24 protein-coding genes are annotated in these 24,195 nt (G+C 53.1%); 6 read left to right on the forward strand and 18 right to left on the reverse strand.

The features are described from left to right. Positions 1-359: 359 nt before the first annotated feature. The 4 genes from lysS to GTO89_RS06725 all read right to left on the reverse strand — a co-directional run bounded on the left by lysS (position 360) and on the right by GTO89_RS06725 (position 4,658). Positions 360-1,841: a lysine--tRNA ligase gene (lysS, locus tag GTO89_RS06710; RefSeq protein WP_407929488.1), complete on the reverse strand. Its 1,482-nt coding sequence runs from the start codon at positions 1,839-1,841 to the stop codon at positions 360-362. 110 nt (positions 1,842-1,951) lie between these two features. Continuing rightward, positions 1,952-2,434 carry a transcription elongation factor GreA gene (gene greA, locus GTO89_RS06715; RefSeq protein WP_161261315.1) on the reverse strand — a complete coding sequence of 161 codons (483 nt, stop codon included), beginning with the start codon at positions 2,432-2,434 and terminating at the stop codon, positions 1,952-1,954. A 147-nt stretch (positions 2,435-2,581) separates the two neighbouring features. After that, positions 2,582-3,733: a shikimate dehydrogenase gene (locus GTO89_RS06720; protein ID WP_161261316.1), complete on the reverse strand. Its 1,152-nt coding sequence runs from the start codon at positions 3,731-3,733 to the stop codon at positions 2,582-2,584. Continuing rightward, a complete protein-coding gene (locus GTO89_RS06725; protein WP_161261317.1) occupies positions 3,678-4,658 on the reverse strand; it encodes a quinate 5-dehydrogenase in 981 nt (326 codons plus the stop codon). Before GTO89_RS06725 ends, GTO89_RS06720 begins: the two co-directional genes overlap by 56 nt. Positions 4,659-4,888: 230 nt before the next feature. Between GTO89_RS06725 and GTO89_RS06730 the strand changes: the two genes are divergently transcribed. Continuing rightward, a complete protein-coding gene (locus GTO89_RS06730; protein WP_161261318.1) occupies positions 4,889-5,479 on the forward strand; it encodes a flavodoxin domain-containing protein in 591 nt (196 codons plus the stop codon). Between the two features lie 130 nt (positions 5,480-5,609). Here GTO89_RS06730 and GTO89_RS06735 read toward each other — a convergent pair whose 3' ends face one another. From GTO89_RS06735 to GTO89_RS06755, 6 genes are all read right to left on the reverse strand, one after another. Further along, positions 5,610-6,578, reverse strand: coding sequence for a bile acid:sodium symporter family protein (locus GTO89_RS06735; RefSeq protein ID WP_161261319.1), 969 nt, complete (start codon positions 6,576-6,578; stop codon positions 5,610-5,612). A gap of 38 nt (positions 6,579-6,616) precedes the next feature. Next, positions 6,617-6,922 carry a hypothetical protein gene (locus tag GTO89_RS06740; RefSeq protein ID WP_161261320.1) on the reverse strand — a complete coding sequence of 102 codons (306 nt, stop codon included), beginning with the start codon at positions 6,920-6,922 and terminating at the stop codon, positions 6,617-6,619. Positions 6,923-6,981: 59 nt separating this feature from the next. After that, complete coding sequence (locus GTO89_RS17085; RefSeq protein ID WP_204758191.1) at positions 6,982-7,371, reverse strand: hypothetical protein; 390 nt, start codon at positions 7,369-7,371, stop codon at positions 6,982-6,984. Positions 7,372-7,386: 15 nt separating this feature from the next. Then, entirely contained in the window at positions 7,387-7,515 is a 129-nt protein-coding gene (locus GTO89_RS17655; RefSeq protein ID WP_268894643.1) for a hypothetical protein, read from the reverse strand. A gap of 64 nt (positions 7,516-7,579) precedes the next feature. Beyond that, entirely contained in the window at positions 7,580-8,461 is an 882-nt protein-coding gene (locus GTO89_RS06750; protein WP_161261321.1) for an alpha/beta fold hydrolase, read from the reverse strand. Positions 8,462-8,635: 174 nt separating this feature from the next. Beyond that, on the reverse strand, positions 8,636-10,147 hold the full coding sequence (locus GTO89_RS06755; protein WP_161261322.1) for a hypothetical protein: 1,512 nt from the start codon (positions 10,145-10,147) through the stop codon (positions 8,636-8,638). A gap of 361 nt (positions 10,148-10,508) precedes the next feature. On the opposite strand from GTO89_RS06755, the gene GTO89_RS06760 reads away from it, so the two are divergent. The 5 genes from GTO89_RS06760 (at position 10,509) to GTO89_RS06780 (ending at position 15,210) form a co-directional block, all read left to right on the forward strand. Next, a complete protein-coding gene (locus GTO89_RS06760) occupies positions 10,509-11,891 on the forward strand; it encodes a nitrogenase component 1 (RefSeq protein ID WP_161261323.1) in 1,383 nt (460 codons plus the stop codon). 3 nt (positions 11,892-11,894) lie between these two features. After that, positions 11,895-13,403, forward strand: coding sequence for a nitrogenase component 1 (locus GTO89_RS06765; protein WP_161261324.1), 1,509 nt, complete (start codon positions 11,895-11,897; stop codon positions 13,401-13,403). Positions 13,404-13,414: 11 nt separating this feature from the next. Beyond that, positions 13,415-13,831: a DUF2499 domain-containing protein gene (locus GTO89_RS06770; protein WP_161261325.1), complete on the forward strand. Its 417-nt coding sequence runs from the start codon at positions 13,415-13,417 to the stop codon at positions 13,829-13,831. After that, a complete protein-coding gene (locus GTO89_RS06775; RefSeq protein WP_161261326.1) occupies positions 13,824-14,153 on the forward strand; it encodes a DUF3593 domain-containing protein in 330 nt (109 codons plus the stop codon). The genes GTO89_RS06770 and GTO89_RS06775 overlap by 8 nt, the downstream gene beginning before the upstream one ends. Before the next feature lie 193 nt (positions 14,154-14,346). Beyond that, a complete protein-coding gene (locus GTO89_RS06780) occupies positions 14,347-15,210 on the forward strand; it encodes a chlorophyllide a reductase iron protein subunit X (protein ID WP_161261327.1) in 864 nt (287 codons plus the stop codon). 87 nt (positions 15,211-15,297) lie between these two features. Here the strand turns inward: GTO89_RS06780 and GTO89_RS06785 are convergent, their stop codons facing one another. The 8 genes from GTO89_RS06785 to GTO89_RS06820 form a co-directional block, all read right to left on the reverse strand. Beyond that, positions 15,298-15,960 carry a hypothetical protein gene (locus GTO89_RS06785; RefSeq protein ID WP_161261328.1) on the reverse strand — a complete coding sequence of 221 codons (663 nt, stop codon included), beginning with the start codon at positions 15,958-15,960 and terminating at the stop codon, positions 15,298-15,300. Between the two features lie 59 nt (positions 15,961-16,019). Further along, complete coding sequence (locus GTO89_RS06790) at positions 16,020-16,469, reverse strand: Mov34/MPN/PAD-1 family protein (protein ID WP_161261329.1); 450 nt, start codon at positions 16,467-16,469, stop codon at positions 16,020-16,022. Beyond that, the gene (locus GTO89_RS06795; RefSeq protein ID WP_161261330.1) at positions 16,470-18,182 is read right to left on the reverse strand and encodes a ThiF family adenylyltransferase; all 1,713 of its coding nucleotides are present in this window, start codon (positions 18,180-18,182) and stop codon (positions 16,470-16,472) included. Next, positions 18,172-19,263: a hypothetical protein gene (locus GTO89_RS06800; protein ID WP_161261331.1), complete on the reverse strand. Its 1,092-nt coding sequence runs from the start codon at positions 19,261-19,263 to the stop codon at positions 18,172-18,174. The genes GTO89_RS06795 and GTO89_RS06800 overlap by 11 nt, the downstream gene beginning before the upstream one ends. 122 nt (positions 19,264-19,385) lie before the next feature. Next, entirely contained in the window at positions 19,386-21,860 is a 2,475-nt protein-coding gene (gene lexA / locus GTO89_RS06805; protein WP_161261332.1) for a transcriptional repressor LexA, read from the reverse strand. 499 nt (positions 21,861-22,359) lie between these two features. Then, positions 22,360-22,743, reverse strand: a complete 384-nt coding sequence (locus GTO89_RS06810; protein WP_161261333.1) for a hypothetical protein — start codon at positions 22,741-22,743, stop codon at positions 22,360-22,362. A gap of 126 nt (positions 22,744-22,869) precedes the next feature. Further along, positions 22,870-23,766 (reverse strand): sensor histidine kinase, encoded by an 897-nt coding sequence (locus tag GTO89_RS06815; RefSeq protein WP_235920310.1) that lies wholly within the window; start codon positions 23,764-23,766, stop codon positions 22,870-22,872. Continuing rightward, the gene (locus tag GTO89_RS06820; protein ID WP_207708919.1) at positions 23,738-24,151 is read right to left on the reverse strand and encodes a hypothetical protein; all 414 of its coding nucleotides are present in this window, start codon (positions 24,149-24,151) and stop codon (positions 23,738-23,740) included. Before GTO89_RS06820 ends, GTO89_RS06815 begins: the two co-directional genes overlap by 29 nt. Positions 24,152-24,195: the final 44 nt, after the last annotated feature.

Below are 24,195 nucleotides of genomic sequence, written 5' to 3' on the forward strand. Positions count from 1 at the left end.
AGACGTCACGAGTTAGAATCTTAACATAGCCGCTATTCCTTGTCAAGCAAAGTTTTGCGTCTTGCATTAATTTTTCGCGTTCCCGTGAAGCGAGATTAACTATACCATGCCGCTACCTGTTCATCAACCGGAAAATTGGGGAATATCTGCGCATTCATACCGGTAATCTGCCTGATTATCTCGGATCTCTTCGTTTTTCTCGGAATCGTACTGTTTTTCTCGGTTTTCTCGGCTTTGACAAAAAAGGACGGGGCTGCGCAACAACCCCGTCCGTACATCATCCATATCTCAATCCGTGATTTCGATATCCTCTGGGGGTTTCGATACCCTCCAGTGCTTTTTCGGCGTCTTCCCGGGATTTAGATGTCCTCCCGGTGCCGCATGGTCGGGAAGAGGATGACATCCCGGATGGAGGGCGAATCGGTGAGCAGCATGACCAGACGGTCAATGCCGATGCCCAAGCCGCCTGTCGGGGGCATGCCATACTCCAAGGCGTTGAGGAAATCCTCATCCATCATGTGGGCCTCTTCATCGCCGGCCTCACGCAGGGCCAATTGACGGACGAAACGTTCCCGCTGGTCGATGGGATCGTTCAATTCCGAGAAGGCGTTGCCCAATTCCCGGCGGGTGATGAAGACCTCGAAGCGATCCGTAAACTGAGGCTTCTCGGCGTTGCGCTTGGCCAGCGGCGACACCTCGACAGGATGGCCGAAGATAAAGTGAGGCTGGACCAAATGCTCCTCCACTTTTTCCTCGAAGACGGTGTTGATCACATCGCCGCGGCTGTCGGTGGCGTTGACAGGAACACCGATGCTTTTCGCCGCTTCCCGGGCCGCCTCGTCATCGGCAATGGTATAGAAGTCGACACCGGCGTACTGCCGGATGGCGTCGAGCATATTCAGGCGCGGCCAGGGGGGCGTCAGATCGATCTCTTCGCCCTGGTAGGTGATCTTGGTCGTCCCCAGCACCTTTTGGGCGACGGCGGCAACCAGATTTTCCGTCAGTTCCATCATATCTTTAAAATCAGCGTAGGCCTGGTAGATCTCGATCATGGTGAACTCGGGGTTGTGGCGCGTCGAGATCCCTTCGTTGCGGAAGATGCGACCCAACTCATAGACACGCTCAAAGCCGCCCACGATCAGCCGCTTCAGATGCAACTCCAGCGCGATGCGCATGTACAGCTTCATGTCCAAAGCGTTGTGGTGGGTGATAAAGGGACGGGCCGTCGCGCCGCCGGCGATGGGATGAAGCACCGGCGTCTCCACTTCCAGATAGCTCCGCTCGTCGAGGAACTCGCGGACGGCGCGGATGATCTTGCTGCGCAGGACAAAGGTCCGCTTCACTTCGGGATTCATGATCAGGTCCACATAGCGCTGGCGATAGCGCAGTTCCACATCCTTCAGACCGTGAAACTTCTCGGGCAGGGGACGCAGGGATTTGGTCAGCAGCACAAACTGCTTCACCCAGATCGAGATCTCGCCCATACGCGTCTTAAAGACATGACCCTCGACACCGTAGATATCGCCGATATCGGCCTTGGCAAAGAGTTCAAAGACGTCCAGCCCCACATCGTCGCGGCGCACATAGATCTGGATCTGTCCGGTGATGTCTTGCAGGTTGGCGAAACCGGCCTTGCCCTGGTGGCGCCGCGCCATCATCCGTCCGGCCAGGCGCACCGTCTGATTTTCGTAGGCATCGAAATCATTTTTAATGACTTCGGCGTGATGAGTCGCGTCAAAGCGATCACCGAAGGGATTGACGCCTTTTTCCCGCAGATCGTCCAGTTTCTCCAAGCGGACTTTGATCAGTTCGTTCTTTTCCATTTCCATACTTTTTTCCATAATGCTTGTCTCCTCCCGGCGCATTCAAAAGAGCCAGGTCATCCTGGCCCTTCCATGCCGTCTACACTTTTGCCGCCGCCGAATAAAGGATGAATGAGTCCGGTGAAGGTCTACCCCTTCTTGTTGATGTCCACAATCTCGTACTTGATTTTCCCCATGGGCACCTGCACTTCGACGACCGAGCCTTTGGGCTGGCCGAGCAATGCCTTGCCCACCGGGGAAACGTTGGAGATTCTCAACTGGCTGGGGTCGGCTTCCGCCGAACCAACGATGGTGTATTCGAATTCGGAGTCGTCCTCAAGATCCTTCAGAAGCACCCTGGCGCCGATGGTAACGACATTGGTCTCGCTTTCTCCGCCTTCGATCAGTTTCGCGTTGCGCAGCATCTTCTCGAGGGTGATGATGCGGCCTTCGACGAAAGCCTGTTCGTTTTTGGCGTCTTCATACTCGGAGTTCTCGCTGATATCGCCGTAATCGATGGCCTGCTTGATCCGTTCGGCCACCTGCCCCCGTTTTTGCGATTTGAGGAACTCCAGCTCCTCTTCCAGTTTCTTTAGTCCTTCCGCCGTCAACATCACTTGTTTTTCTTCCATACGTTCGCTCCCCTATTCTTTAAATCAAAGATATCTCGTTCACACGGTTTTCTTGCCGATGTTATATGCCGTGTCAATGCACATTGACGCTACACTGAATAAGCACTGCCATTCAGCCGCGAAAGCCTGCGGCCGGGCAGTGCTTGCTTACTCCACCATCTTTAGTTTCGTATTATATCCGGGTTGCAAAATATTGTCAACATTAAGTTCTTGACTTCCCAGGGCCGTTCGCGGCGGACAGAACAGGCTTTTGCGAACCCGCTCCACATCCAGTTCGCGCAAGGGACGATCAAAACTGCGCAAACCGGCCAGGGCAAAGCCATGCTTGCGCGCCAGCCGCGTAATTTCCTCCACCTTGTCGATAAAGAGTTCCCGTCCGAGGGAAAAACATTCGCGTCGCCCTTCGAGGGCCAGGATCATCGTCTCGGCCATGCAGGCATAGGCCAGGCCGGGCGGAAAGCCAAAGTTGAACCCAAAGTCCACATCGCCGGGCACCTTGACGACGCCCCCTTCGATGAGCAGCACATCGGGTCGCTCCTTGGACACGCGGCGGGATACGTCACGAGGCCGGGCCACGTCGCAGACGAGAGACCCCGCTTTTAAGTATTCCGGCTCGATGATCGCCCCCGCGGCGCTCGACACGGCCACGACGATGTCGGCCCGGCGCAACGCCGCGGCAACGTCGGTCATCACCCGGACAGAGAGGCCCGTCTCATGGAGGATGCGGTAGGCGAGCCTGTCGAGCCGATCGGACTGGCGCGCCACCAGCGTAAGATCGCCGGCTTCCCGGGCGAGCAGCCGCGAGCACACGGCGCCGATGGAACCGGTGGCGCCGACGACGGCGATGGCGGCGCGGTTGAGGCTGTGGCCGAGTTGTGCGGCGGCGATGCGCGTCGCCTCAAGGGCCGTCGCCACCGTATAGGAGTTTCCCGTCGTCACCGGGACGGGCAGACGGCGCGCCAAGGTCAAACCGGCATCACCGACGATAGAGGTGTAGGCGCCGAGTCCGATGAGTTGCGCCCCCTGCGCGATCGCCTTGCGACAGGCCGCCTCGACCTTGGGCAGGACAATCTCCTCGGGCAGCGACAGCATCTGCCGCGTCGTCAGCGGACAGGCGACAAACAAGCCCTCGACCTGTCCATAGTCGGAGCGGATGCCGGCAAAGCGCGCCGTCCGAACCGGCGGCGCCCAGCGAAAAACCCCTTCCACCAGGCCCTCGGGCAGCCAACGAATCCAGGGAAACTTACGGGCTATGTCCGCAACGGTAAGGGGATGAATGATGAAGGCAAATCGTTTCATGCCGACCTCCTGCGGTCGCTCGCCGGGAAGACACCTGTTCCACACGAGGCTGAAAACCGATTCGCGCCAACCAATGGCGGTACTCCTCCGGGGTGATCGCCTCGGGCTTTCGCTCCGCCAGAGCGACCAACAACCCTTCCATGACGTTCGTCCCGAAGGAACGGCCGCCCAGTTCGGGCGTCGTCGTGATCAGCGTGTCAACGCCGCGTTCCCGGAGCAGTTGCACATCGGCGGCGGTGACGGTGTTGGTCAGAACGATTTTGCCCCGCATATCCGCCGGCATATACCGGCGAATGAAATGAAAATCCCCGGCGACAACCTCCGCCTCCCGGAACACGTGAGGAAACCGGGGGTTCATCTGCTCCTGCCGACTGCCGGTCGGGTAGATCCACTGAAAAGGCAATTGGCTGATCACTGGAATGATTACGCGGGAAAACTGATTTAATGCCTGCAAGCTGCGCAGCGGCACAGGAAGTCCGCAGCCAAACATCAAATCGCCGAAGGTGACCTGGCAGCCCTGGCGCACCAGCGCCTCGGCCAGCCCATAGCGGTCGACGGCGCAGACGAGCAAGACCCGCTGCCCTGGGCGAATCAGGCCATCGGCGGCCAGCGTCTCCACCACCTGCTGCTCCCAGTTGTCCTTCAAGTGGCTACCATCGACAACAGGACTCCGCCGGGCCGCCTCGGCCAAACGCCGGCCGTCACGCAGGGTGTACCGGCGGCTACCGGCACGCAGATAGAGGTCGATGCCGCCCAAACCGATGGCATCCACCTGCCCATCCAAGGCGCGTATCGCGTTGAACGCCCGGCTGAAGTCACCGTCCATGCCGCGGCGTTCCAATTGTATTCTTTTTCCGAGGATCTCCACCTCAGCCCGGTGATCCCGCTTGGACGATCCCAGGGAGATGCTGACGACACGTTTCAAGGGAACGCCTCCACTGTTTGTTGCAGGCGCGGGACGGACCACAGGCCGCCCTTCTGCTGTCGCGGTCGCTGTTCATCACAACCGCTTGACAATGAGCATAACCAACTCGGCTGTTCCCTATGTGCCAGCCCCCCTCCGGACTTGCCCCTCCGTGGTTTAAATGGTATTTTATACCCGGTAAGGGCAATGCACCGGCTTCCCTTCCAGATTGAACAAATAGGAGTGATCACGTGAGCACGGTAATCTGTTACCTGAGCAAACGGGGCACCACAGAATACTGCGCAAAACGCTTGGCCGACCTGATCGACGACTCGGTCGAGCTCGTCGATATTCGCAAAAATCCGGTCGGCCCGGACTGGAGCGCCTTTGATACGGTCATCCTCGGGGTGCCCGTCTACGGCGGCGACATCGAGCGCGAGTACAAACAGTTCGTCCGCGAGAACTGGCGCTACATCCTGGCCAAGCGGTTGGCCCTCTTCATCTGCGGCATGTTGGAAGAGAAGAGCGAAGCGGAGATCAAACGGGCCTATCCCGACCAACTGTTGAAACGGGCGATCCTGGCCGAGAACTTCGGCGGCCGCGTCTTCATGGACAAACTGGGCTTCATCGAGCGGACCGCCTTCAAGATGGTCACCAAGATCAAAGAAGACTACTCCAACCTGTCTGAGGAGAAGATCGCCGCCTTCGCCGAAAGGGTCAACGCCGCCCGGCTGGCCGCAGAGACGAGCGACAGCGCCAGCGGCGGCGCCACCGAAAGGGACAACCGTTCCGGCGACGAGGACGCCAGCGACCGGGAGACCTCCAGCCGGGAAGCCCAGTAGCCCGTCGAAGGGACATCGAAAAAACGCAACAAAGCCAGCGCGCGGCAATCCGGCGCTGGCTTTCTCATTTCATTAAAAGGCAATCCCCAGGCAATATCCTGGCAGTTTTCAGGTCTTTCTGCTGTGCTCCCTATGCCCGCGCTTCCGCCTTTTTCCGCATTCCTCTTTGAAAAAAGCGGTTGACGACCGTGGCCATCGGCTGCTGGAGCAAGGTCATAAAGACGATCGGAATCGAAACGCGCAAATCAAAGTACCCGGTCGAAAAAACGACACCCAGGGCAATGTTGCGCATGCCGCTCGAATAGGTGAGGGCGATAACATCCTCCTGGGGCCGTCCCAGAAAGCGTCCGGCGCTGTAGCCCAACAGATAGGCGATGCTGTTGAGCAAAAACAGGCTCGCCAGAATGGGGAGCGCATTGGCCCAGCCGAGAACGAGATAGTCGTGCATGATGGCCACATTGATGGCCACAACCAGGAACAGGCCCAGTTTGGAGAGGGCGCTCAACCCCGCTTGCAAGGCCCCTTGAGGGTCCCAGAAGCGGTAGGGATGCAGCAGGAGACCGAGCATGGACGGCAGCACCACCATGATCAACATGTCTTCGACGAGCCGCTCCACAGGCAGGTGGCCGGAGACATGCAGGATCACCTGGGCGAAGAGGGGCAGGATGAGGGGGCTCAGCAGGGTATCCAGCACAACCAGCGCCAGGGCGAAGGAGTTGTTGCCTTTGGTGATGTTTGTCCACACAGAGGCTGTGATCGCCACGGGGATGGTGGACCCGATGACCAGGCCGATCACCGTCTGGGTGTCGCTCGGGAAAAAGAGCAACCCCAGCCCAAAGGCCGCCGCCGGGATCAGGCCGTGGGCCAGCAGCAGGGAGGTCAAAAAGAGCACAGGCTCGCGAAAAAGCGCCCGGAACTGTCCCCAGGAGCAATTGAGGGCGCCCAGAAAAGTCATGTACCCGAAAAGCCAGTAGACCCACACCTTCTGATCCTGAAGGCTTGTCCAAAAAATATAGCCGAAGAGCAAGGCCCCCGGAATCAAGAGAAACATGGCCCGCTCCAAAAAACGATTACAGGCGATCACCCATTGGCTGAACATCGTATGCTACCTCCGCGCTGTCAACGGCCTTCCTGCCGTCAAAAAGCAGTCCCTCCACTTTTGCTGGGACTGGCGATCTGCTTCTCCGCGTTTTTCTCATGGGCTTTTGATTCTTCCCACTTCTCGTTCATATGGTCGACCACCTTCTGGACCAGCCGGATGGCGAAGCGCTCCGAATGGCACTTGAGGCTCGACACGATGGCATATAACAAAACAGCGTTCATCTCGTCCTTATTGCCGTCATCCATCAGGGCGATGGCCGCTTCAATCTCTTCCAGATAGCGTTCCCCGATCTCGTTCAGGATGTCTTGCGCCAACTTTTCCACGTCGACCGATTTGCGCATTCGCCCACCTCCTGCCACTATGTTCGACGGCGAACAGGCAAATCCCTTGCAAAAAATATTTAGACTCTTCGCATGAAGGCCGCCAAGACATCGTCAAAGGACTCATCGCCGATCTCGTCGAGCATCTTGTCGAGTTTCGTTTTTCTGCGCAACGACCCCGTCAGGACAATCTGAACCTCCTGGTTTCGATCGACGAGAATGGAGTTGACGATCAGGGCGTCGCTAATCAAGCCAATAATAACGGCCACCTTGGACGGGGTGAGCGGAGGCGGCCCGCTCTTTTTTCTTTTTTTATTTCCATTGCAGGGGCCGTTTCCGCCGCCGTTGCCATTGCCGTTTCCGTTACTGTTTCCGTTTCCACTGCCGTTGCCGTTTTTCTTCCCATTGCCGTTGCCCTGTTGACCCCTTCCATTATCCTGGAGCCGTCTTCCTTCTCCCTCCTTCTTCACGGTGTTCCCCCTCTATTACGGAATGATCGTGGGGCCCTCTGGAGCCTCGACGGGAATAATATCGAGGGCGATAAAAATAAAAATCACGGTGGTGATGATCAACAGCAGGTCACGCTTTTTTTCCTCTGATAGCATGCGTCTCACCCCTACACTTCCTCCTTACCAGCCTATGTTATAGGAAGATATTGGGCGCATGCCTCAATCAAATTTAACGGGCACGACGGCGGGTCTGTCGCGGACGAAAACGAATCGTCGGACCGACAAGGTCGTCGCAGGCGGTTCCGAAGGATCCTCCCCCTTTTTCCGCCTCAACGAGCGACAACAAAAACCGGCTCAGGCGCCGGTCAAAGTCTTCCCGTCCCGTCAACGAAGTGGGGTCGAAGGCATGGGGCACCTGCTCCAGCGTGGCGCCGGCGATGGCGCCGATGACCCGTTCCATCAACCGGATCGCCAACTCCGATTCAGCGCCGACGATGCCCAGGCAGGGGCATTGGATCCGTCCGAGTTCGCCCGTCAGCTTCACCCCCCGGATCATCCAGCGCGTCTTGACGGCGTCAAGGCCGCGGATCTTGGGGACTTCGCCGCGCAGGTGCTGCTGGGCGAAGGGCCACGATTGGTACATGTTCAAGACCATCGGCATCAACCACCCTTTGGGCAACAAAAACAGCGGCGACGCCAGCCATGTCATCAGGATCAGGGCGGCTTCCTCGCCGTCGCGGGGATCGAGTTCGCTGAAGGTGTCCACGAGGACCAAAGCGCGGCAACTATAAGGAAAATCAAGGGCGAAGCGCTGGGCGATGACGCCGCCGAAAGAGACGCCGCAGATGACGGCGCGATCGATCTGCAAAAACCGCAACAACGAGGCCAGATCGCGGGCGTGATCGGCGAGACGGGTGGACCAGGCCATGGAACCGGAACGCCCTGTCCCCCGCACATCGTAAAGAATCACCCGGTTCGTCCGGGCAAAGGTCTCCACCTGGGGCGCCCACATGCCGTGGCTGACGGCGATGCCGGGAATGAAGACGATCGGATCGCCCTGCCCATGGACTTCATAATAGATCGTCGTGCCGTTCAATTGCTGGACGGGCATAACATCCCTCACAGGACCGTATTTGTCCGCACCGATCGGACTATTATATTCTCCCTCCTCCCCCCCGGCCAAATCCCCCGGAAAAAAACACCGGGCCATGGCGTAAAGACTCCGAAATCGCTCCGAATGAAGAAAGCAGCGTCTCCCCATACAAGAGGACGCTGCATTCCGTTGTTACTTGGGATCGTTGGCAAACTGGGGCGGCAAAAAGACCTGATCCTGGTTCTTATGATGATAGTTCTTATCGGCCGGCTCACTCAGATGGCAGACGGTGCAGTGGCCATTGGCGCCGATGGGACCGGCGAAGCCCTGGTAGGTTTCCGGCTGGTAGTTGATCTCGCTGTAGCCGAGGGCCTCTGACGCTGGGTAGATGGCGTGGGGCGACCCGTGGCAAGCGGCACACATCATATCGCCGTTGTCCGCTTTTTCAAAGCGGAACAGGTGAGACTTTTCGGTGATCCACTGGTTGTAGGAGGTGGTCTTCGTGCTGGCTTTCGTGTGATCCTTCGTGTGGCAGGAGAGGCAGTCGGGCTGGTTGATCCAGTTCTCTCGCGGCTTCGCCTCGGTGAAGCCTTCCGGCAGGTAGGGCTTCAACCGTTCCAGCGACTTTTGCGCCGCCGGGAGATCCTTTTGCTTCATCAAAACAGAGGCGGCATGCTCCGGCAGGGTGCCATGGCAGTTCATGCAATCCATGCCAAAACCCCGGTGGACGTCGCGCTCACAGTAGACCTGGCCTTTCGCTGACGAAGGGTGGCAGAGGCCGCAGGTTTCGATGGAACCGTTCTGCATGTACTGGGCATGTTTGCCATGCAGGGCCGCCGACATGGAGAGCACATCCGGTTTGCCCGGCGCGCTCACGTTGTTGGCGCCGTGGCAGTCGAGGCAGTACTGCGGCCGCCCCGCTTCCGCCTCGGCGAGCAGGTTGGTGCCCACGTTTTTGTCATGGTCGGCCAGGATGTCGCGGGCGGTGGCGTCAGAGAGGCCGACGCCGTCGCGGTTGGGCGTCCCGCCGTGGCAGATGTAACAGCCCAACTCGCCGCTGACGGGCGCAGACATCTTCGTTTCAGCCAGGAGCTTCCCATTCGCCGTATCGGTGGCGCGGACGGTAAACATGGGGTAGGCGTCCACTTTGCCATCGTCATTATAGGGAGAAACAGGGATGCCGATGGCGGTCCAGGCTTTTTTGGCCTTGTCCAGGCTGAAGTCGCCTTTTTCAGCGGCCATGCCCGTTTTGCCGGTGTTGGGGGCGATGTCCTTTTTCAAGGTGATCTTGGCGTAATTCCAGAAGTTGATCGTCTTCGAAGGTTCGTTGTGGTTCTCGGGGGCTTCATAGGTGAGCTTGATGCCGTCAGTGACCAGAACGGGCGGGTCGCCCCGCTTGATCACCTGGGCAAAAAAGTCATTGCCCGGGGTATGGAAACTGAAATACTTGTCGTTGTCGCTGGTGCACTTCATCCCGATGGACTGCCAGGCCATGATCACGTAATCGCCCAGCGGTTCTGCCGCCGAAGCGGTCTCTGTTCCGGGCGCGCCGCCGGGATTCGTCGCGCCGCCAGGCGCGCTGGCGTTTTTGGCGCAGCCAGTCACGATGCCGCCGAGAAGCGCCATAGCGGAGATGACGAGGACAGCTGCCTTCATCGTCTGGGCGAGCCGCCGCTTTGCCTCTGATTGCCTACCTTCCGTCAATCATACCGTCCCCCTTTTTTTCTTTGGTCCATGGGCCGCCTTGACTCCCTGTTGGTTGGTGGGTCCCATCGTCCCTGTTTCCTTGATTTGGCCTGTCTCCGAGGCAGCGTCCGGAAAAGCCCTTTTTCGTACCCATACCCCCTATTTGTATAGCACGGATTATATTACAGCAGGATTGAATTTTCAATTTATTGTGAAAAGGAATAGTCTCACAATTTACCCGCCTTTCCGGACGTGACTTTTCTCCTTGCATTTTGACCGAGTTCGTTTATAGTAGTCGGTAGGGCTTCATAGATATTGGCGAAGAAATGCCACACCTTTGTTCCACTTTTCATCATTTTTAAATAAAGGGGATGGGCCCATGGAACCGATCAAGTCCATCAAGCTGGCGACCCAAAGCCCGTGTCCCGCCTTCGGCGCGCTGCGCATCTTGACAAGGCTGGAAGGTTTTCTCCCCATTCTGCTGGGAAACCACGGGTGCTACTACGGACTCAACTTCCTATCGCACTTCTATGCGGCGCGTAAATCGATCTACGCCCCGTTGCTCTACTCCCTCGACTTCACCGACAAAAACCTCCACCACAAACTGCTCGACGCGATCAAGGAGATTATTAAGGAAGAGAAACCGGAGTTCATCCCGGTGATCAACCTCTGCGTCGCCACCACCGTCGGCATCGACATCGACGAGATGGCCCGGCAGATCCCCGAGATCATCCCCCTGCGCGTGACCGGCTTCGGCACCCGCAGCCACGCCGAGGCCAAAGACGTAGCCATGGAAGGCATCTTCAAAAAATTGCGTGAGTTCGGCGATCACAAGCTGAAAGAGCCGAAGGCTGTCGCCTCCATCGGCGAGGTCTTCCCGGCTGACACGATCGCCCTGGAAAACCTCCTGGAGAAACTGGGCCTCAAGCTGCGCGCCCATGTCCCCTCCAAGGACATCAACGACTTCCGCAAAGCCCTCAACGTGTCGACGATGGCCTGCCTGCACCCCTTCTACACGCGGACGATGCGCCAGTTCGGCGAGGTGAACATCCCCCACATCTCCGGCGCCCCCGTCGGGGCCGAGATGACCTACAGCTGGATCAAAGCGATCGCCGAGTCGGCCGGCGCCGATCTGCGCCTGGCCGAACAGGTGGCCCGGGAGGAGCGCGACGCCGTCCAAAAGGTCCTCGACGGCCCGCTGAACCTAAAAGGCGTCCGCATCGCCGTCGCCGGTTATGAGGGCATCGAATTCCTGGTGGCCCGCATCCTCGCCGAAGCCGGCGCCGATGTGCCCTATGTGTCCACGTCGATCGGCAAATCAGCCCTCTGTGAAGCCGACGTGGCCTGGTTCCAAGCCCGCGGCACCGAAGTGAAGTTCCGCAAATCGGCCGCCGACGACCTGGTGGCCGTGAAAAAATACAAGCCCGACATCGCCCTGGCCGCCACCGACGTGGCCGGCATGGGCAAGGAACTGGGCAGCGCCTCTGTCTACTTCACCAACCTGATCGCCGCCCGGCCGCTCTTCCTGGCCACGGGCGCCGAAAACATCCTCGGCTTGATGCACCACCTCCTGAAGGCTCGCCCCTCCATCAACCGGGTGCGCTCCTTCTTCCAAGATGTCGAAATGCCTCGTTCCATCGCCATTCCCGAGGTGCAGGAACACCTGGGCGACGCCTTTGCCTGCGGCTGGGACACCCCGCTCTGCGGCGGCTGCGCCGCCGGCGAAGCGGCAACGACATGCGACAGCAGGGAGGCGAAGTAACCCATGCAGATGATGCGCGACGTAGATTTGACGAACGGCTACTGGGGCGCCCTCTATGTGCTGGCGCCGATGCGGGGCGATTTCTGCGTGATCGTCGACGGCCCCATCGGCTGCCACTATGTGCCCATCGACTCGGCCCTCAACTACACCGACGCGATCCCCTACTTGCAAAACGTCTATGCCACCCACATCCTCGAAGGCGATGTGGCCCTGGACGGCACCTTACATAAACTGCGCAAACTCTGCGGCGAACTGATCGACCGCTATGAAAACATCTTCATCCTCTCCTGCGCCGAGAGCGAGATCATCTCCAGCGAAGGCTCCATGCTGGAGGCCGAGATCGACGGCCGCCGCATCTGGTACATCCACACGCGCTCTCTCGATGCGGATGACCTGACGGCCCGCGACGACATCATGCTCTACCTCTACGAGCATGTGGCCCCCAAACTGCCTCGCCTGCCGAAGAAGCGGTCGGCGAAACCCCTCGTCAACATCCTCGGCCCCACCTACGGCAACTTCAACCACTACGCCGACTTCGCCGAGATCAAGCGGCTCATCGAAGGCATCGGCGCCGAGGTGAACGTGGCCTTCCCCTTTGACTGCGAACTGGGCGATATCACCCGCCTGGACGACGCCGACGCCAACGTCCTCCTCTACCAGGAGTTTGGCCAGAAGCTCGGCAAGCAGCTGGGCAAGCCCCTCTTCTTCGGCCCCATCGGTCTCCAGGCGACGACGGAGTTTCTCCTCGGCCTCGGCGACGCCCTCGGCCTGCGCGCCGAAGCGGAAGCCTTCATCGCCCAGGAAAAGCGCACCACCTTGCAGGGCTTCTGGGATGTGTGGCGCTCGCCCCACCAGGACATCTTCCGGACGAACACCTTTGGCGTCTACGCCCACAAGACCTACGCCGAGGGCTTGACCGCCTTCTTGCGCGATGAACTGGGCTTCGAGGCCTGCGCCTGCGGCGTCAAGACGGACCGCTATCGCTCGAAAAACGCCATGGACATCGAAGCGGCCCTCCTGGAAAACCCGCCGACCCTCTTTTTCGGCAGCATCAACGAGAAGATCTACATCACCGAACACATCCTGCCGACGCGCTTCATCGCGGCGGCGACACCGATGCCGGTCGTCTGCCGCTCCACCGGCACGCCCTTCATGGGCTACAGCGGCGTCGTTTACCTGACCCAGCTCGTCAGCAACGAGCTCTTCGACATCCTCTACAGCCACATCCACATCGAATACGCGCCGGAAAAAGAGAAGCGCCGCCGGGGGCGCGACGCCGATCGCAAACAGTGGGAAGAACAGTTGAAAGGTTCCATCGTCATCCGCGAGGTTCGCTGGCCCGAGGAGACGGTGGCCCATTTGGAAAAAGTCATGAAAAAAGTGCCCTTCTTCGTCCGCGTCAGCGCCTCCAAGACGCTGCGGGTGGAGAGCGAGAAACTGGCCAAGGAGCAGTTCCGCGACTACGTCACCACCGATGACGTGGATCAGGTGTACAACCGGTTCAAACGATAGGAGGAACGCCCTTGTTCGGTTTCGGCTTTCTCTCCCTGCCCACCTGGGTTGTCCACATCGCCAGCCTTGTCGAATGGGCGGTGGCGATCGTCTTCGTCTACCGACTGGGCCAGCGCCTCCATCAGGTCTGGATCCAGCGGCTGCCCTGGGTGATGATTCCCTATATGTTGAGCGGCTTTTGCGCCATCTGGTATCACCTGACCTATGACACGCAAACGTGGCTGAGCGACGCCCAAAGCTACCTGACCTTTATCGGCAGCACCAGCTTTGGCGTCTGGGCCTTCTTCTTCCTGCGGTCATTGCAGACCTTTCGCATCTCGTCGCTGTCCACCCGGTCGGCGTCGTCGCCCCTTTCGTCGCTGTCGACGCGCTCGGGCGGGGCAGGCAACGCCGGCAACCAGGAAGGCGAGGTGAGCGAACATGTCTAGCACGGCAGAAATGCTGATGACCCTCTCCATCTTCCCCTACCTCTACTTCCTGTACGTGCTGAACCGGGTGCGCAAAGAACGGCCCGAACTGGTCCATCCGCTCACCTACTATGGCTTCCTGTTCATGCTCGCCTTCATCTTTGTCACAGCCGGCATCGGCTATTATGCCGTCTTTATCCTCGGCGCTCCCACCCTGGGCCATGTGGACTACCTGCACGGTCTCTCCGAATCGGGATTGACCATCACCAACGGCCTCGTCCTGGCAGGACTCAAGCGTCACCTGAAACAGCTTGACGCCACGGGTGTCGGAAGAGGAAAATAAAAAGGGCCGCCCGGGCCGGGCGGCTTTTCCCGCGTGTGCGGGATGGTTCCGTTTTTGAAAGACGCCTTCCCGCTTAGCAAACAGACCCGGCGGCGCCACCGGCGCGGCCAGGTCTGAAAGGGATGCAAAGACGGCATTCGATAGCGGATGAAAACGGAAGAGAACATAGAGGAAACATATAGGAGCTGGTGAAATGTCGGAAAAGGATTTCTATGCGGTCTACGGAAAAGGCGGCAGCGGCAAGAGCTTTGTCATCTCCAACCTGTCCAACGCGACGGCTCGTCTGGGCAAGCGAGTGCTCCAGATCGGCTGCGACCCCAAGCACGACTCGACGGTCATCCTCTTCAACGGCGTCAACCCGCCGACATTGCTGGAATACTGGGCTGAACTGAACGAGCACTCTGACGAGGTGGACCCGACGCCCCGCGTGGAAGACATCATCTTCAAGGGCAAAGGCGTCTACGCCCTGGAGATCGGCGGCCCGGAAGTGGCCATCGGCTGCGGCGGACGCGGCATCTCCCTCGGCTTTGAAGTGCTGGAGAAGATGGGCCTCTACAAGTGGGACTTCGACTATGTCTTTTTAGACTTCCTGGGCGACGTCGTCTGCGGCGGCTTCGGCGTCCCGATCAGCAAGTCCATCGCCAAGTCGATCATCCTCGTCGCCGGCAACGACCACCAGTCCCTCTACGTGGCGAACAACATCTGCTCGGCCGTGGCCTCCTTCGCCAAACTGGGCGGCAAGTCCCGCATCTTAGGGATGATCATTAACAAGGACGACGGCAGCGGCTACGCCGAACAGTTCTGCGACACTGTCGGCATCAAGGTACTGGCGAAGATCCCGAACAACCCGGAAGTGGCGAAGCTGAACGTGGCCTTTGAACTGGTCAGCGACATCCCGCCCTACGACAAGCTCTTCCAAGACCTCGTGCAGCGGTTGCCGCAAGAGACAGGCGTGCTGCCGAAGCCGATGGATTTTGAGGCGTTCTCGAAGATCTACCGAGACATCCCGCAGGTGCAGTTGGAGCGGGTGACGGTGGAGGAGATGTTTAATAGGTAAAGATCTAAAGGCTCACAATTTGATTGTTTTGTGAGCCTTTTTTTATTTTAACAATCATTAAAGCTATAGCTATTTAATTCTAAAATTTTATATAAAATATAAATTCCATAGAAAACAAACCAGCGTCACCCCTAGTAATATTATTAAGCCCGCTTTGAGAAACAAGATAGAACGTGTAACCCTTTGTATTTTTAGTTCACGTATATACGACAATTTTAAAAGTTCAATAATTAAAACTTTAAGTAGATCAGTTTCTTTAAGATCCTGTATGGTTTCTAGTACTCGCTTCGACGACTTATCTAATTTGAAATAACCTTCTTTATCATGAAATACATTTATTAAGTTAACCGATGGACTTATTTTCGAAATGTAAAAAACATCAGATGTATAAGAAACGTCATTAATAATGCTGTTAATCGGACCCGATTTTGGCGAAATCGCCGTAAACGCCAACCAAATTGAGGAAACAAAACAACATAAAGCAACCATACTTATTAACATAATAAGCTCATGCAGAAAAATGTATGACTTGGTTAGACAAAGAAAATCATAATATTTATCTCCGGTTCTTGTAACAAAGGTAAAAACAATTCCGACTAAAACTAAAACTGCTCCCGCTTTGGTATCATTAAAGCGAATTGTATTTTGATTGTCATCTATTGCTTTATAAAGTAATTCTTTTTTTAGATCAATTCCGATTTTCTCGTTATCCGGTTTATCTAAACCGTCATATTCTCCTTGCAAACTCATTTTTAACATCTCCGACCATACATATAATAAAATTCTTTCAATAAATAAGTTTGATCTATCTACACAAACTTAATATTGGGTATTACTTTTGGAAGACCCATATAATCTAAGCAATAAAAACTAATACATATTTCGTCTTTTTTTAACATTGTAATCAGGAAAACTTGAGGCAACCCTTTACTTAAACTCAAAAAACTTTTCATTGTTTTTATATCTCTATTAGAAGGGTAACAACTGGTGTCAGGAGGATGAGTATGCCAAGTCCCAATTACATATTCTTTTGATTTCCTCTTCATATCTGTATAAGCAATTATATACTGTCTGTCAAAAGTTACTCCTTCAGAAGTTTGAACAGCGTTGGGTCCTGGTTTTGAATAATCGGTTATATATACCCAGGACGGATTTACTCTTCCATAAAGAAATCCCCCTGTCTCTACCGTTAAACTTAACTTTGTAAATATTGAAACTTTTTCTATTATGGCCCTATCAATTAATACATCAGATATCATTTATTTGCTCCTATTACAAAAACAATTTTTATGAACACTCACATGACCATTTTTAATGGTTGGATAAATTTCATACCTACCAGCAAAATAGTTAATGTACTCAAATGGGAACCGCTTATGTTTACAATAAAAATTCAATATAGAAACAATTTGACTAGCTAAAAACACTGTTTTTTCCCATTGGGAAGGAATATGTGGATCCCCGCACGCGTCTACAATATACTTAGGATATTTATCTATTTCTTTTCTGGCAAGATCGTGAATTTTAGATAGTTCGGGTTCACTTCTAGTTAACAGATAATAGCAATTCAAGCAACCTGTACTATCTGAAGTAATCACGATTTCTTGTAATATATTGTATTCCGAAACCCAAGCCCAGATAATTGGTTTATTAATTGACCTTAAAATATTAAATGCTAGTTGATCAAAGGAACTAGGGGAACCTACTACTACTATGACTATATCAGCCTCTTCCACTGTTAATAGATCATCATTCCTATATTCAACATCTGGAGTATAATGACAACAAATTGTTCTTAAGTACCTAACTAGATCGACAGCTTTATTAGAACCTAAACTATAACCACTTAGTTCATGATTCCCAAGGTTACTAACAGATAAGCGATCGTAGTCCGAAATGAGTAACTTCTTGATTCCCTTGCTAACCAATATCTTCGCTATTTGACTCCCGAGAGACCCTGCACCTAATATGCCTACATTAAGGGGAATTGGTGGACTTATTGGCTTAAATATTTCGGTTTTAAACATCCGAAACTTAATATCGTCAGTTTTTTCAAATAAAGTCTCTGTTTCTACTAAAAAAGCTATTGTTTCGAACTTCCCGTTTTCCCCCTCGCAAACTATAACCAATGGAATATTCTTATGTTTAGAGCTTATTTTTTTGTGGATATTGTGTTTCTTTAACTCGTTGAATAATTGAAACACACTTTTGTAAAAAGTCTTTTTTCCCAAAAATATAACCAATGTTTCTGATCTTTGGATTTCGTCATCTAGCAACATCATTGCTATTTTGCTTATATATTCTCCTGGCATAACGAATTTATAGATTTTAGCATTTTGGGCTATATTTCTCGAACCATCATACAGAAATGCTATCGAATCTATGGGATACTTGTTCCCGTAGTTTTTTAAACTGGCCTCACCTCCTCCTTTTAATAGATATCGAGTATGTACTATCTCATTAAAACTATAAGACCTAGGTTTTTGTCTTGACACATGCAAAACTAGGTCATAACCTAAGTACAGGGTTATGTCACTGATGTTTTTCGGAAGTATTCTTGAAGACGGTAAGTCTTCTTCTTCTTTCCATTGTGAAGTAGTGTTGGACTTTAACCATTCAAGTATACGATTATACACATACCTTGCGTTAAAACTTGAATTAGCATACCAATTATGAAGAGCACAAATTGTAAAAATTGAATCTCTAGGGAACTTATCTGTATGTTCGTCTAAATGTCTCCAATTTTTTGGTACACTCTTATACACTTTTGCATCTCCATTAATGCTTATTAGCTGAATATTTGGAGAAACAAGTGGATAGTCGGTGCAGTCTATTAATACATCTATATAATACCCATTTATATCACCTTTTATGGGAACTCTTCCTTGATACACATTCTTCCGAATTTTTAAGAATCCTAGTTCTATTAACTCTGTTTTAAACAAATTTGTAGATATTTCCTCACTCCCCATGTTGAATCTGTGCTCTCCTCGCAATATTTATACTTACATCCCCGCTTAAAGAAGAATCGTCAAAAACATTACAAATTCCCGCAACATCATCCAGTGTCAATATATTGTCTTTAAAATTATTCGCATCGATATAATATGAAATGTATGATTTATTTGTACTAAACATTGTTTTAGAGTAAGTACCTGCATTATTAATAGGCACCTTCTCCTCGTTAAAATCCATTAGCATTTTATATTCTTCGCCAAATAACAATACACGACCTAATTTCCTATTGCCTTCAAGTCTTTCTTTAACCTGTTTATAATAGGCTAACATTTTAGCACAAATATCTATGTGAAAAGAAGTTGCCTTTACCTCTCCTATGGGTTTTTGCTCTCCATTAATACAAACACAAACTCCCTGTGGATTCATTAGGGTATTCGGAGAAAAATCAACAGAAACTTTTATATCTAGCATATTATCAGAATTAATTGCATACTGTTCTAATCCTTTATCTTTTAAATATTGTATAAGCTCATCGTTCAGCATTTTTTCACTTTCTAAAATTCTAAGCGTTAATAGTAAGGCCCTAGCCCCGTTAGTCCAGGTATCTAAATCTTGTTCTTTTTTTCCACCTAGAAGAATCATCAACCCGTCCCCAGTAATAGAATGTATATGAGCTTGATAATACCGACTAACTTTAATCCATGTTGAAATAGCTCTTTGCTTAAGTGCAGCTATCTCCTCTATAGTTTCATAACCGGGATCTTCTGCAAACAATGCTCTTTTACTAAAATTACGCAAATCTATGTATACAACGCACAAAGGAACATTTTTTTCATTGACTGTTTCAAAATCTTCTTGTTTTGTTACCAGTGATAATAATAAGTCGTAATCTTCATGTCCACCTATTTTAAATTCCTCTGTCATTTCAGAATTTATAATCCCAGTTATAAATCTTTGATCTTCAGTGTTAATTGCAACTTGTTCAAAAATACTTTTTGTGATAGTAGTATTTGGATAAATTATGTATAGTGGGTTTATTCTTTTTCTATATCTTTCAATTTTTCTAGAAACATCCATATATTTACTGGCCCTCACGAACATCCTTCTCCCTTCATTTTCTGTTTATATTTATTATACGTTTTATTATCTTACAAGTTGCATAATTAAGTGATTACCCCTATTTCAATTATCCGGCAGAAACCAATACGAAATCGGGTTCACGAAGATGTAACACCACCCTCCTCCCTCTTCACCACCGCACAAGCCACCCCCAGAATCCGGGCTTGGTCGCTGTTGATCGGGATGGGCTCATACTTCTCATTTTCCGGCATCAGCAGCACCGTGTGCCCCATCTTGACAAACCGTTTCAGCGTAGCATCGTCGTCGAGGGATACGGCGACGATGTCGCGGTTGTTGGCGCTGTCCTGTTTGCGGATCACCACATAGTCGCCATCATCAATGTTGGCGTCGATCATGCTGTCGCCTCTCACCTTCAGCATGAAGAATTCCTCCGTGGCGCTGAACCACTCGGCTGGCAGGTGAAACTGGTCTTCGATGACATCGTTCATGTGCACCGGCTGACCGGCGGCGATGTTACCGTACAGGATGAGGGGCTTTGTCTCGCTGGCCGGGTAGAATTTGCGCTCCTGTTTGTCGGTGATCTCCACTTCGCTTTTGTTGGTGATGTCCCGCTCGATGCGGCGCTCCGCGCCGTGTTTCAGATCGACGTAGCGGAAGCTCTCCAGGGTGTTCGGCAGCATGTGGGTGTCGAAGGCGGGGATGTCGTCAATGACCGCAAAGTCGCTGTCGATGACGATGATCTCTCTGCCGTTGGTGACGACGCCGTAGCTGCAGTGTTTCTCGTTGCTCATGTAGCTTTTAAGCTGGGCAAGGCCGTTTTGCAGGTCGACGCCATAGGCCTTGACCTCCACAAAGATCAAGGGCGTCGCGGCGGCTTTCTTTCCATAGACACAGACGGCGATGTCGACGGCGCCGACGCGGGAAAAGGCGTTTACCGGGTATTCCACTTCTACGAGCTTGGCGGGGTATTTGTAGGACTGGATCAGTTCCTGGAGAAACCACTGGCGCACCTTTTCTTCGTTGGCGTAGAGGTTGCTGAGCTTGTCCTGGAACTGGTAGTCTTCCAGGGGCACGGGATAGAAACTACGCGCCTGTTTGCGGGCGCAGAGGGTGCGCAGTTTAGGGTCGATGTCCCGGATGAAAGGCGAGGGGCTCCCGCTCGATGTGAGGTAGAGCAGTTCGTTGGCCCGCGTCATGCCGACGTACAACAGCTTCCGGTCTCTCGTGATCTCGACTTGCTGCTCTTCCGGCTCCTGGTAGCTGAGCCGGGGAATGATGCCCTCATTCAGACCGACGATAAAGACAGCCTTAAACTCCAGCCCCTTGATCGAGTGGATCGTGAGCAGTTTGACGGAGTTTTCTTCAAAGTCGAGTTCCTTGTTGTCAAAGAGGGTGGCCGTCAGCCCTTGCTGGTCAAAATAGTCCTTCATCGCCGCCAACTGGTTCCGGTTCTTGGCGATGACGGCGATCTCTTTCCGTTCGTACTGCTGCAAGAGGTGGTTTTGGATCTCCTCGACAACATAGGCGGCTTCCTGCTTCGCCGTCGGAAAGGCGCGGTAGACGGGGTAGCGGCCTTGCCGGTCGATCAAGGAGGGCGCGACAAAGTTCTCGTCTTCCATGATCACGGGGTCGCACTGGATCAGGCTGTAGGCGGCCTGGGAGATCTGGGTCGTCGTCCGGTAGTTTTTGCTCAAGGAGGCGCTTTTGCCGGTCATGTCATAGCCGATGCTGGCGAAGGACCGCCCTTTGACGAGCCACGAGTGACCGTAGATGCTCTGGGCCGTGTCATAGACGAACATGAGGTTGGAGTAGTCCTTTTGCCGGTATAAGAGGGAGATGAACTCCAGTTGAACCCGCGTTAGGTCCTGGCTCTCGTCGATGATGATGTGGGTGTAGGTCTTGTCCACGCCGGTCTTGGCCTCCTGTAAGGCCAGGATGGAGGCGTCCTTCAGATCGATCAAGCCCTTGTCAGCCAGTTTCTTGTTCAGCAGGAGCATCAGTTCAAATATGGCTTGCCGGGTGGGCGAGTTTTTTTGCAGTTTCTGCGGGCCGCTGTCGGCGCTGTTTTTGTTCATCCGGCCGAGCCGGTCGGCGTTTTGGTACTCTTCCAGTTCCATGTAGTTGCAGGCCTTGATCCAGTTGATTTCATCGAGCAAAAAGGCGGAGAATTTCTGTTCCAGGATGGCTACGTCCGGAAAGGCCGCCTTCAGTTCGAAGATGCCGTTCTGGATGAGCTGATATTTGAGCTGGTTGTCCGTGGTAGTGTTCAGGTGCATCCGGTGCTTCGTCTTGTATTTGAGGAAATATTGAAAGATCAGCCGGTCGACCGTCTCGATCGCCACTCTGTCTTTTCCGGACGCCATCAGGCTGGCAAAGTCCATCTTCTCTTGGTCATCGATCTTTTCGTACTGGTATTTGATGTACTTGGACAGGGTCTTGTTGAAGGTGAGCATCAGGATGGCGTCGTCTTCATAGACACAGTAGTGATTCAGGAGAAAGGGGATGCGGCAGATGGCCACCGTCGTCTTGCCCGAACCGGCGACGCCTTTGACGAGGGTATGACCGGACGGTTTGGCCGTGATGATCTTTCGTTGTTCAATATTGAGCTGCATTGAGTTTCCTCCTGCCGATGGGTATACCGCATATCTGGTAAACCGCTTGCTTCATGTAGAGTGATATTTTGACAAATTACATGTAATTCCTCCAGGTTTCACAGATAATTGTTGTTTGCTTCACGTTGCTATGAAAACACCCGCCTTTTCTTTCGTTTGAAAAGGCGGGTGTTTTACTCTCTGCTTCTTCCAAGGGGAGCACAATTTTTCGTTGTTCAAAGACATGGATGACCGCTCTTGGTGGGCGCCGATTCCGGTTGAGGATTACGCTGTCGCCGCTCGGAACGAATCCCAGCAAATAACGGGCATTTACCGAAGGCAACCCCTTCGATAAATGCCCGTTTTCTCGTACTTTTTCATCCGTTCAAACTTGCTTCGGCAGCCAGACATAAAAGAGGCTCCCTTCCTCCTCACCTCACGGCTCCCGACACGAATCGTGCCATCATGGCACTCTCGACGATGGCCCTGCTGATCGCCAGACTCAAAGCCAGCGCCGCCGTTATGACCTTGCCCCTTCGGCTTTTTGGGGAAAAGCGCTGGTGATCGCTTTAACTTCCGGCGAATCCAAGAACCGCTCACAAAAGTCCACGAACTTGCCTTCCGCTTTACAGCATCGAACAAGTTGGATAATACCATTCTTATGGCCAGAGAATTTTGTATTGAAATCCTCTATCAACTGCTGAAAATTCATGTTGGTTCTTTTTGCCACGATGATCATATCCATCATTTCGTCTAGTTCTTGAAAGGTTATCCCAACAGATAGTGCGTAAACAAAACTGTCTCTATATCCAATTTTCTCGCTTATAATAGCCAGTACTTTTCCTACCATAAAAATCTGTCCATTTATCTCTTCAAGCTTTTTTTCAAGTTCATCATTGTCCATTCGCTCTTGCTCCCCTGTTCATTCGCTCTTGCTCCCTGCATTTATGATGGCCCTGCCTATTTAAGTTCCATACTCGCCTTTTATGCCAAATGTCTATCAGACAAAATCACCGAAGGGTCGTGACGCTTAATCAGGCATTCCCTTCTGCGGAATCTCGACCAGGAAATGCACCATCTGATCCTGTTGACGCACCGATATCCGTCCGTTGTGCCGGTTGACGATCTTTTTGACGAGCGCCAATCCGACGCCGGAGATCTCCTTCTTCCGCGTCGAGAAGCCATAGTCAAAGATCTTGTCGATGACTTCTTCATCGATGAAGCCGTAGTTGCTGATGCGGATCCGGTGCCAGCCCGCCTCGATGGCGCACTCGATTTCGATGATCCGCTTTTCCTCCTCATAACCGACGACCTCTTCCAGGGCGTTTTGCAGGAGGTTTCCGAAGACACAGACGGCGTCTGCCGGGGATAGGGGGAGGTGGGTCAGATCGTCCTGGATGTCCAAGCGAAAGGCGACGGTGTCACCGATATCGCCCGTCATCTTGTTGACCACGATGGCGCTGATCTCGGGGCGGTTGATCTTGGTGACGTTCATGCTCTGGCGAAAGCGGATGTTGTAGCTGCGGATATACTCCAAGGCCATTTCCGGTTTGTTCAGTTGGACAAACCCGTAGATCACCGACAGTTGATTGAGAAACTCATGCTGGTTGTTGCGGTAGATCGTGACCGTTCGTTTGGCCGAGTCCAACTGCTGGTTTTGTTCCATCGTCTCGATGAGGATCCGCTGCAGCCGTTGCGTCTTCACGATCAGATACAACAAACCGGCCAGCGCGATCACGATCACGAGGGGGATATACTTGGTTATCTCCGGAAGGGGGCGAGCGCCGTTGATCGGGCCGACGCCCGCATCAAAGGCAAAAATAAAGACGATCAGAAAGAGCATGAAGGCGACATAGAGGAGGATGCTGCGCAGCAGCCCCTCCAGTTCCTTTTTCCGTTTATTCAGTTCGGAATCGTTTTCTTGCATATCGGACACTGTAACTAACCCCAATCAACAGTATGGTGGAGGTCCACCCATACAACATATTCATCCCGTCATCTTGAATAAAGGAGGGATTTTGCATCAGTTTGGAAAAGACGGGATACGTGAGATACTGCACCGCGATCAGAAAGATCATGCCGATCAACGATGCCAGCAACGCCTTGGATGGGGCCAGTTTCAATATGACTCTGCCAAAAAGGGTCGACGACAACAACACGACAAAGACATGAAGGCCGAAGCCGTACTGATCCAACGTATGGCGGGAGATTTCGACAAAGACGGACGTTGGGATAGCGAAAAAAAGCAGGCTTTTCAGCGGAACGTCTTCTTCTTTGAGAACCGCCAATCCCATATGAAACATGACAGCCACTTCGAATATGAGGTATCCAAAAAGATACACTATTGTTTTAACGT

This window comes from Heliomicrobium gestii (assembly GCF_009877435.1).
Taxonomy (GTDB): Bacteria; Bacillota; Desulfitobacteriia; order Heliobacteriales; family Heliobacteriaceae; genus Heliomicrobium; species Heliomicrobium gestii.

Excerpts from the sequence above, each read along its gene's own strand:
- lysS (WP_407929488.1), bottom strand. The coding sequence starts at position 1,841 with ATGGAAAAAAGTATGGAAATGGAAAAGAACGAACTGATCAAAGTCCGC.
- greA (WP_161261315.1), bottom strand. The coding sequence starts at position 2,434 with ATGGAAGAAAAACAAGTGATGTTGACGGCGGAAGGACTAAAGAAACTG.
- GTO89_RS06720 (WP_161261316.1), bottom strand. The coding sequence starts at position 3,733 with ATGAAACGATTTGCCTTCATCATTCATCCCCTTACCGTTGCGGACATA.
- GTO89_RS06735 (WP_161261319.1), bottom strand. The coding sequence starts at position 6,578 with ATGTTCAGCCAATGGGTGATCGCCTGTAATCGTTTTTTGGAGCGGGCC.
- GTO89_RS06740 (WP_161261320.1), bottom strand. The coding sequence starts at position 6,922 with ATGCGCAAATCGGTCGACGTGGAAAAGTTGGCGCAAGACATCCTGAAC.
- GTO89_RS06750 (WP_161261321.1), bottom strand. The coding sequence starts at position 8,461 with ATGCCCGTCCAGCAATTGAACGGCACGACGATCTATTATGAAGTCCAT.
- GTO89_RS06760 (WP_161261323.1), top strand. The coding sequence starts at position 10,509 with ATGGAACCGATCAAGTCCATCAAGCTGGCGACCCAAAGCCCGTGTCCC.
- GTO89_RS06765 (WP_161261324.1), top strand. The coding sequence starts at position 11,895 with ATGCAGATGATGCGCGACGTAGATTTGACGAACGGCTACTGGGGCGCC.
- GTO89_RS06775 (WP_161261326.1), top strand. The coding sequence starts at position 13,824 with ATGTCTAGCACGGCAGAAATGCTGATGACCCTCTCCATCTTCCCCTAC.
- GTO89_RS06780 (WP_161261327.1), top strand. The coding sequence starts at position 14,347 with ATGTCGGAAAAGGATTTCTATGCGGTCTACGGAAAAGGCGGCAGCGGC.
- GTO89_RS06785 (WP_161261328.1), bottom strand. The coding sequence starts at position 15,960 with ATGAGTTTGCAAGGAGAATATGACGGTTTAGATAAACCGGATAACGAG.
- GTO89_RS06790 (WP_161261329.1), bottom strand. The coding sequence starts at position 16,469 with ATGATATCTGATGTATTAATTGATAGGGCCATAATAGAAAAAGTTTCA.
- GTO89_RS06795 (WP_161261330.1), bottom strand. The coding sequence starts at position 18,182 with ATGGGGAGTGAGGAAATATCTACAAATTTGTTTAAAACAGAGTTAATA.
- lexA (WP_161261332.1), bottom strand. The coding sequence starts at position 21,860 with ATGCAGCTCAATATTGAACAACGAAAGATCATCACGGCCAAACCGTCC.
- GTO89_RS06810 (WP_161261333.1), bottom strand. The coding sequence starts at position 22,743 with ATGGACAATGATGAACTTGAAAAAAAGCTTGAAGAGATAAATGGACAG.
- GTO89_RS06815 (WP_235920310.1), bottom strand. The coding sequence starts at position 23,766 with ATGCAAGAAAACGATTCCGAACTGAATAAACGGAAAAAGGAACTGGAG.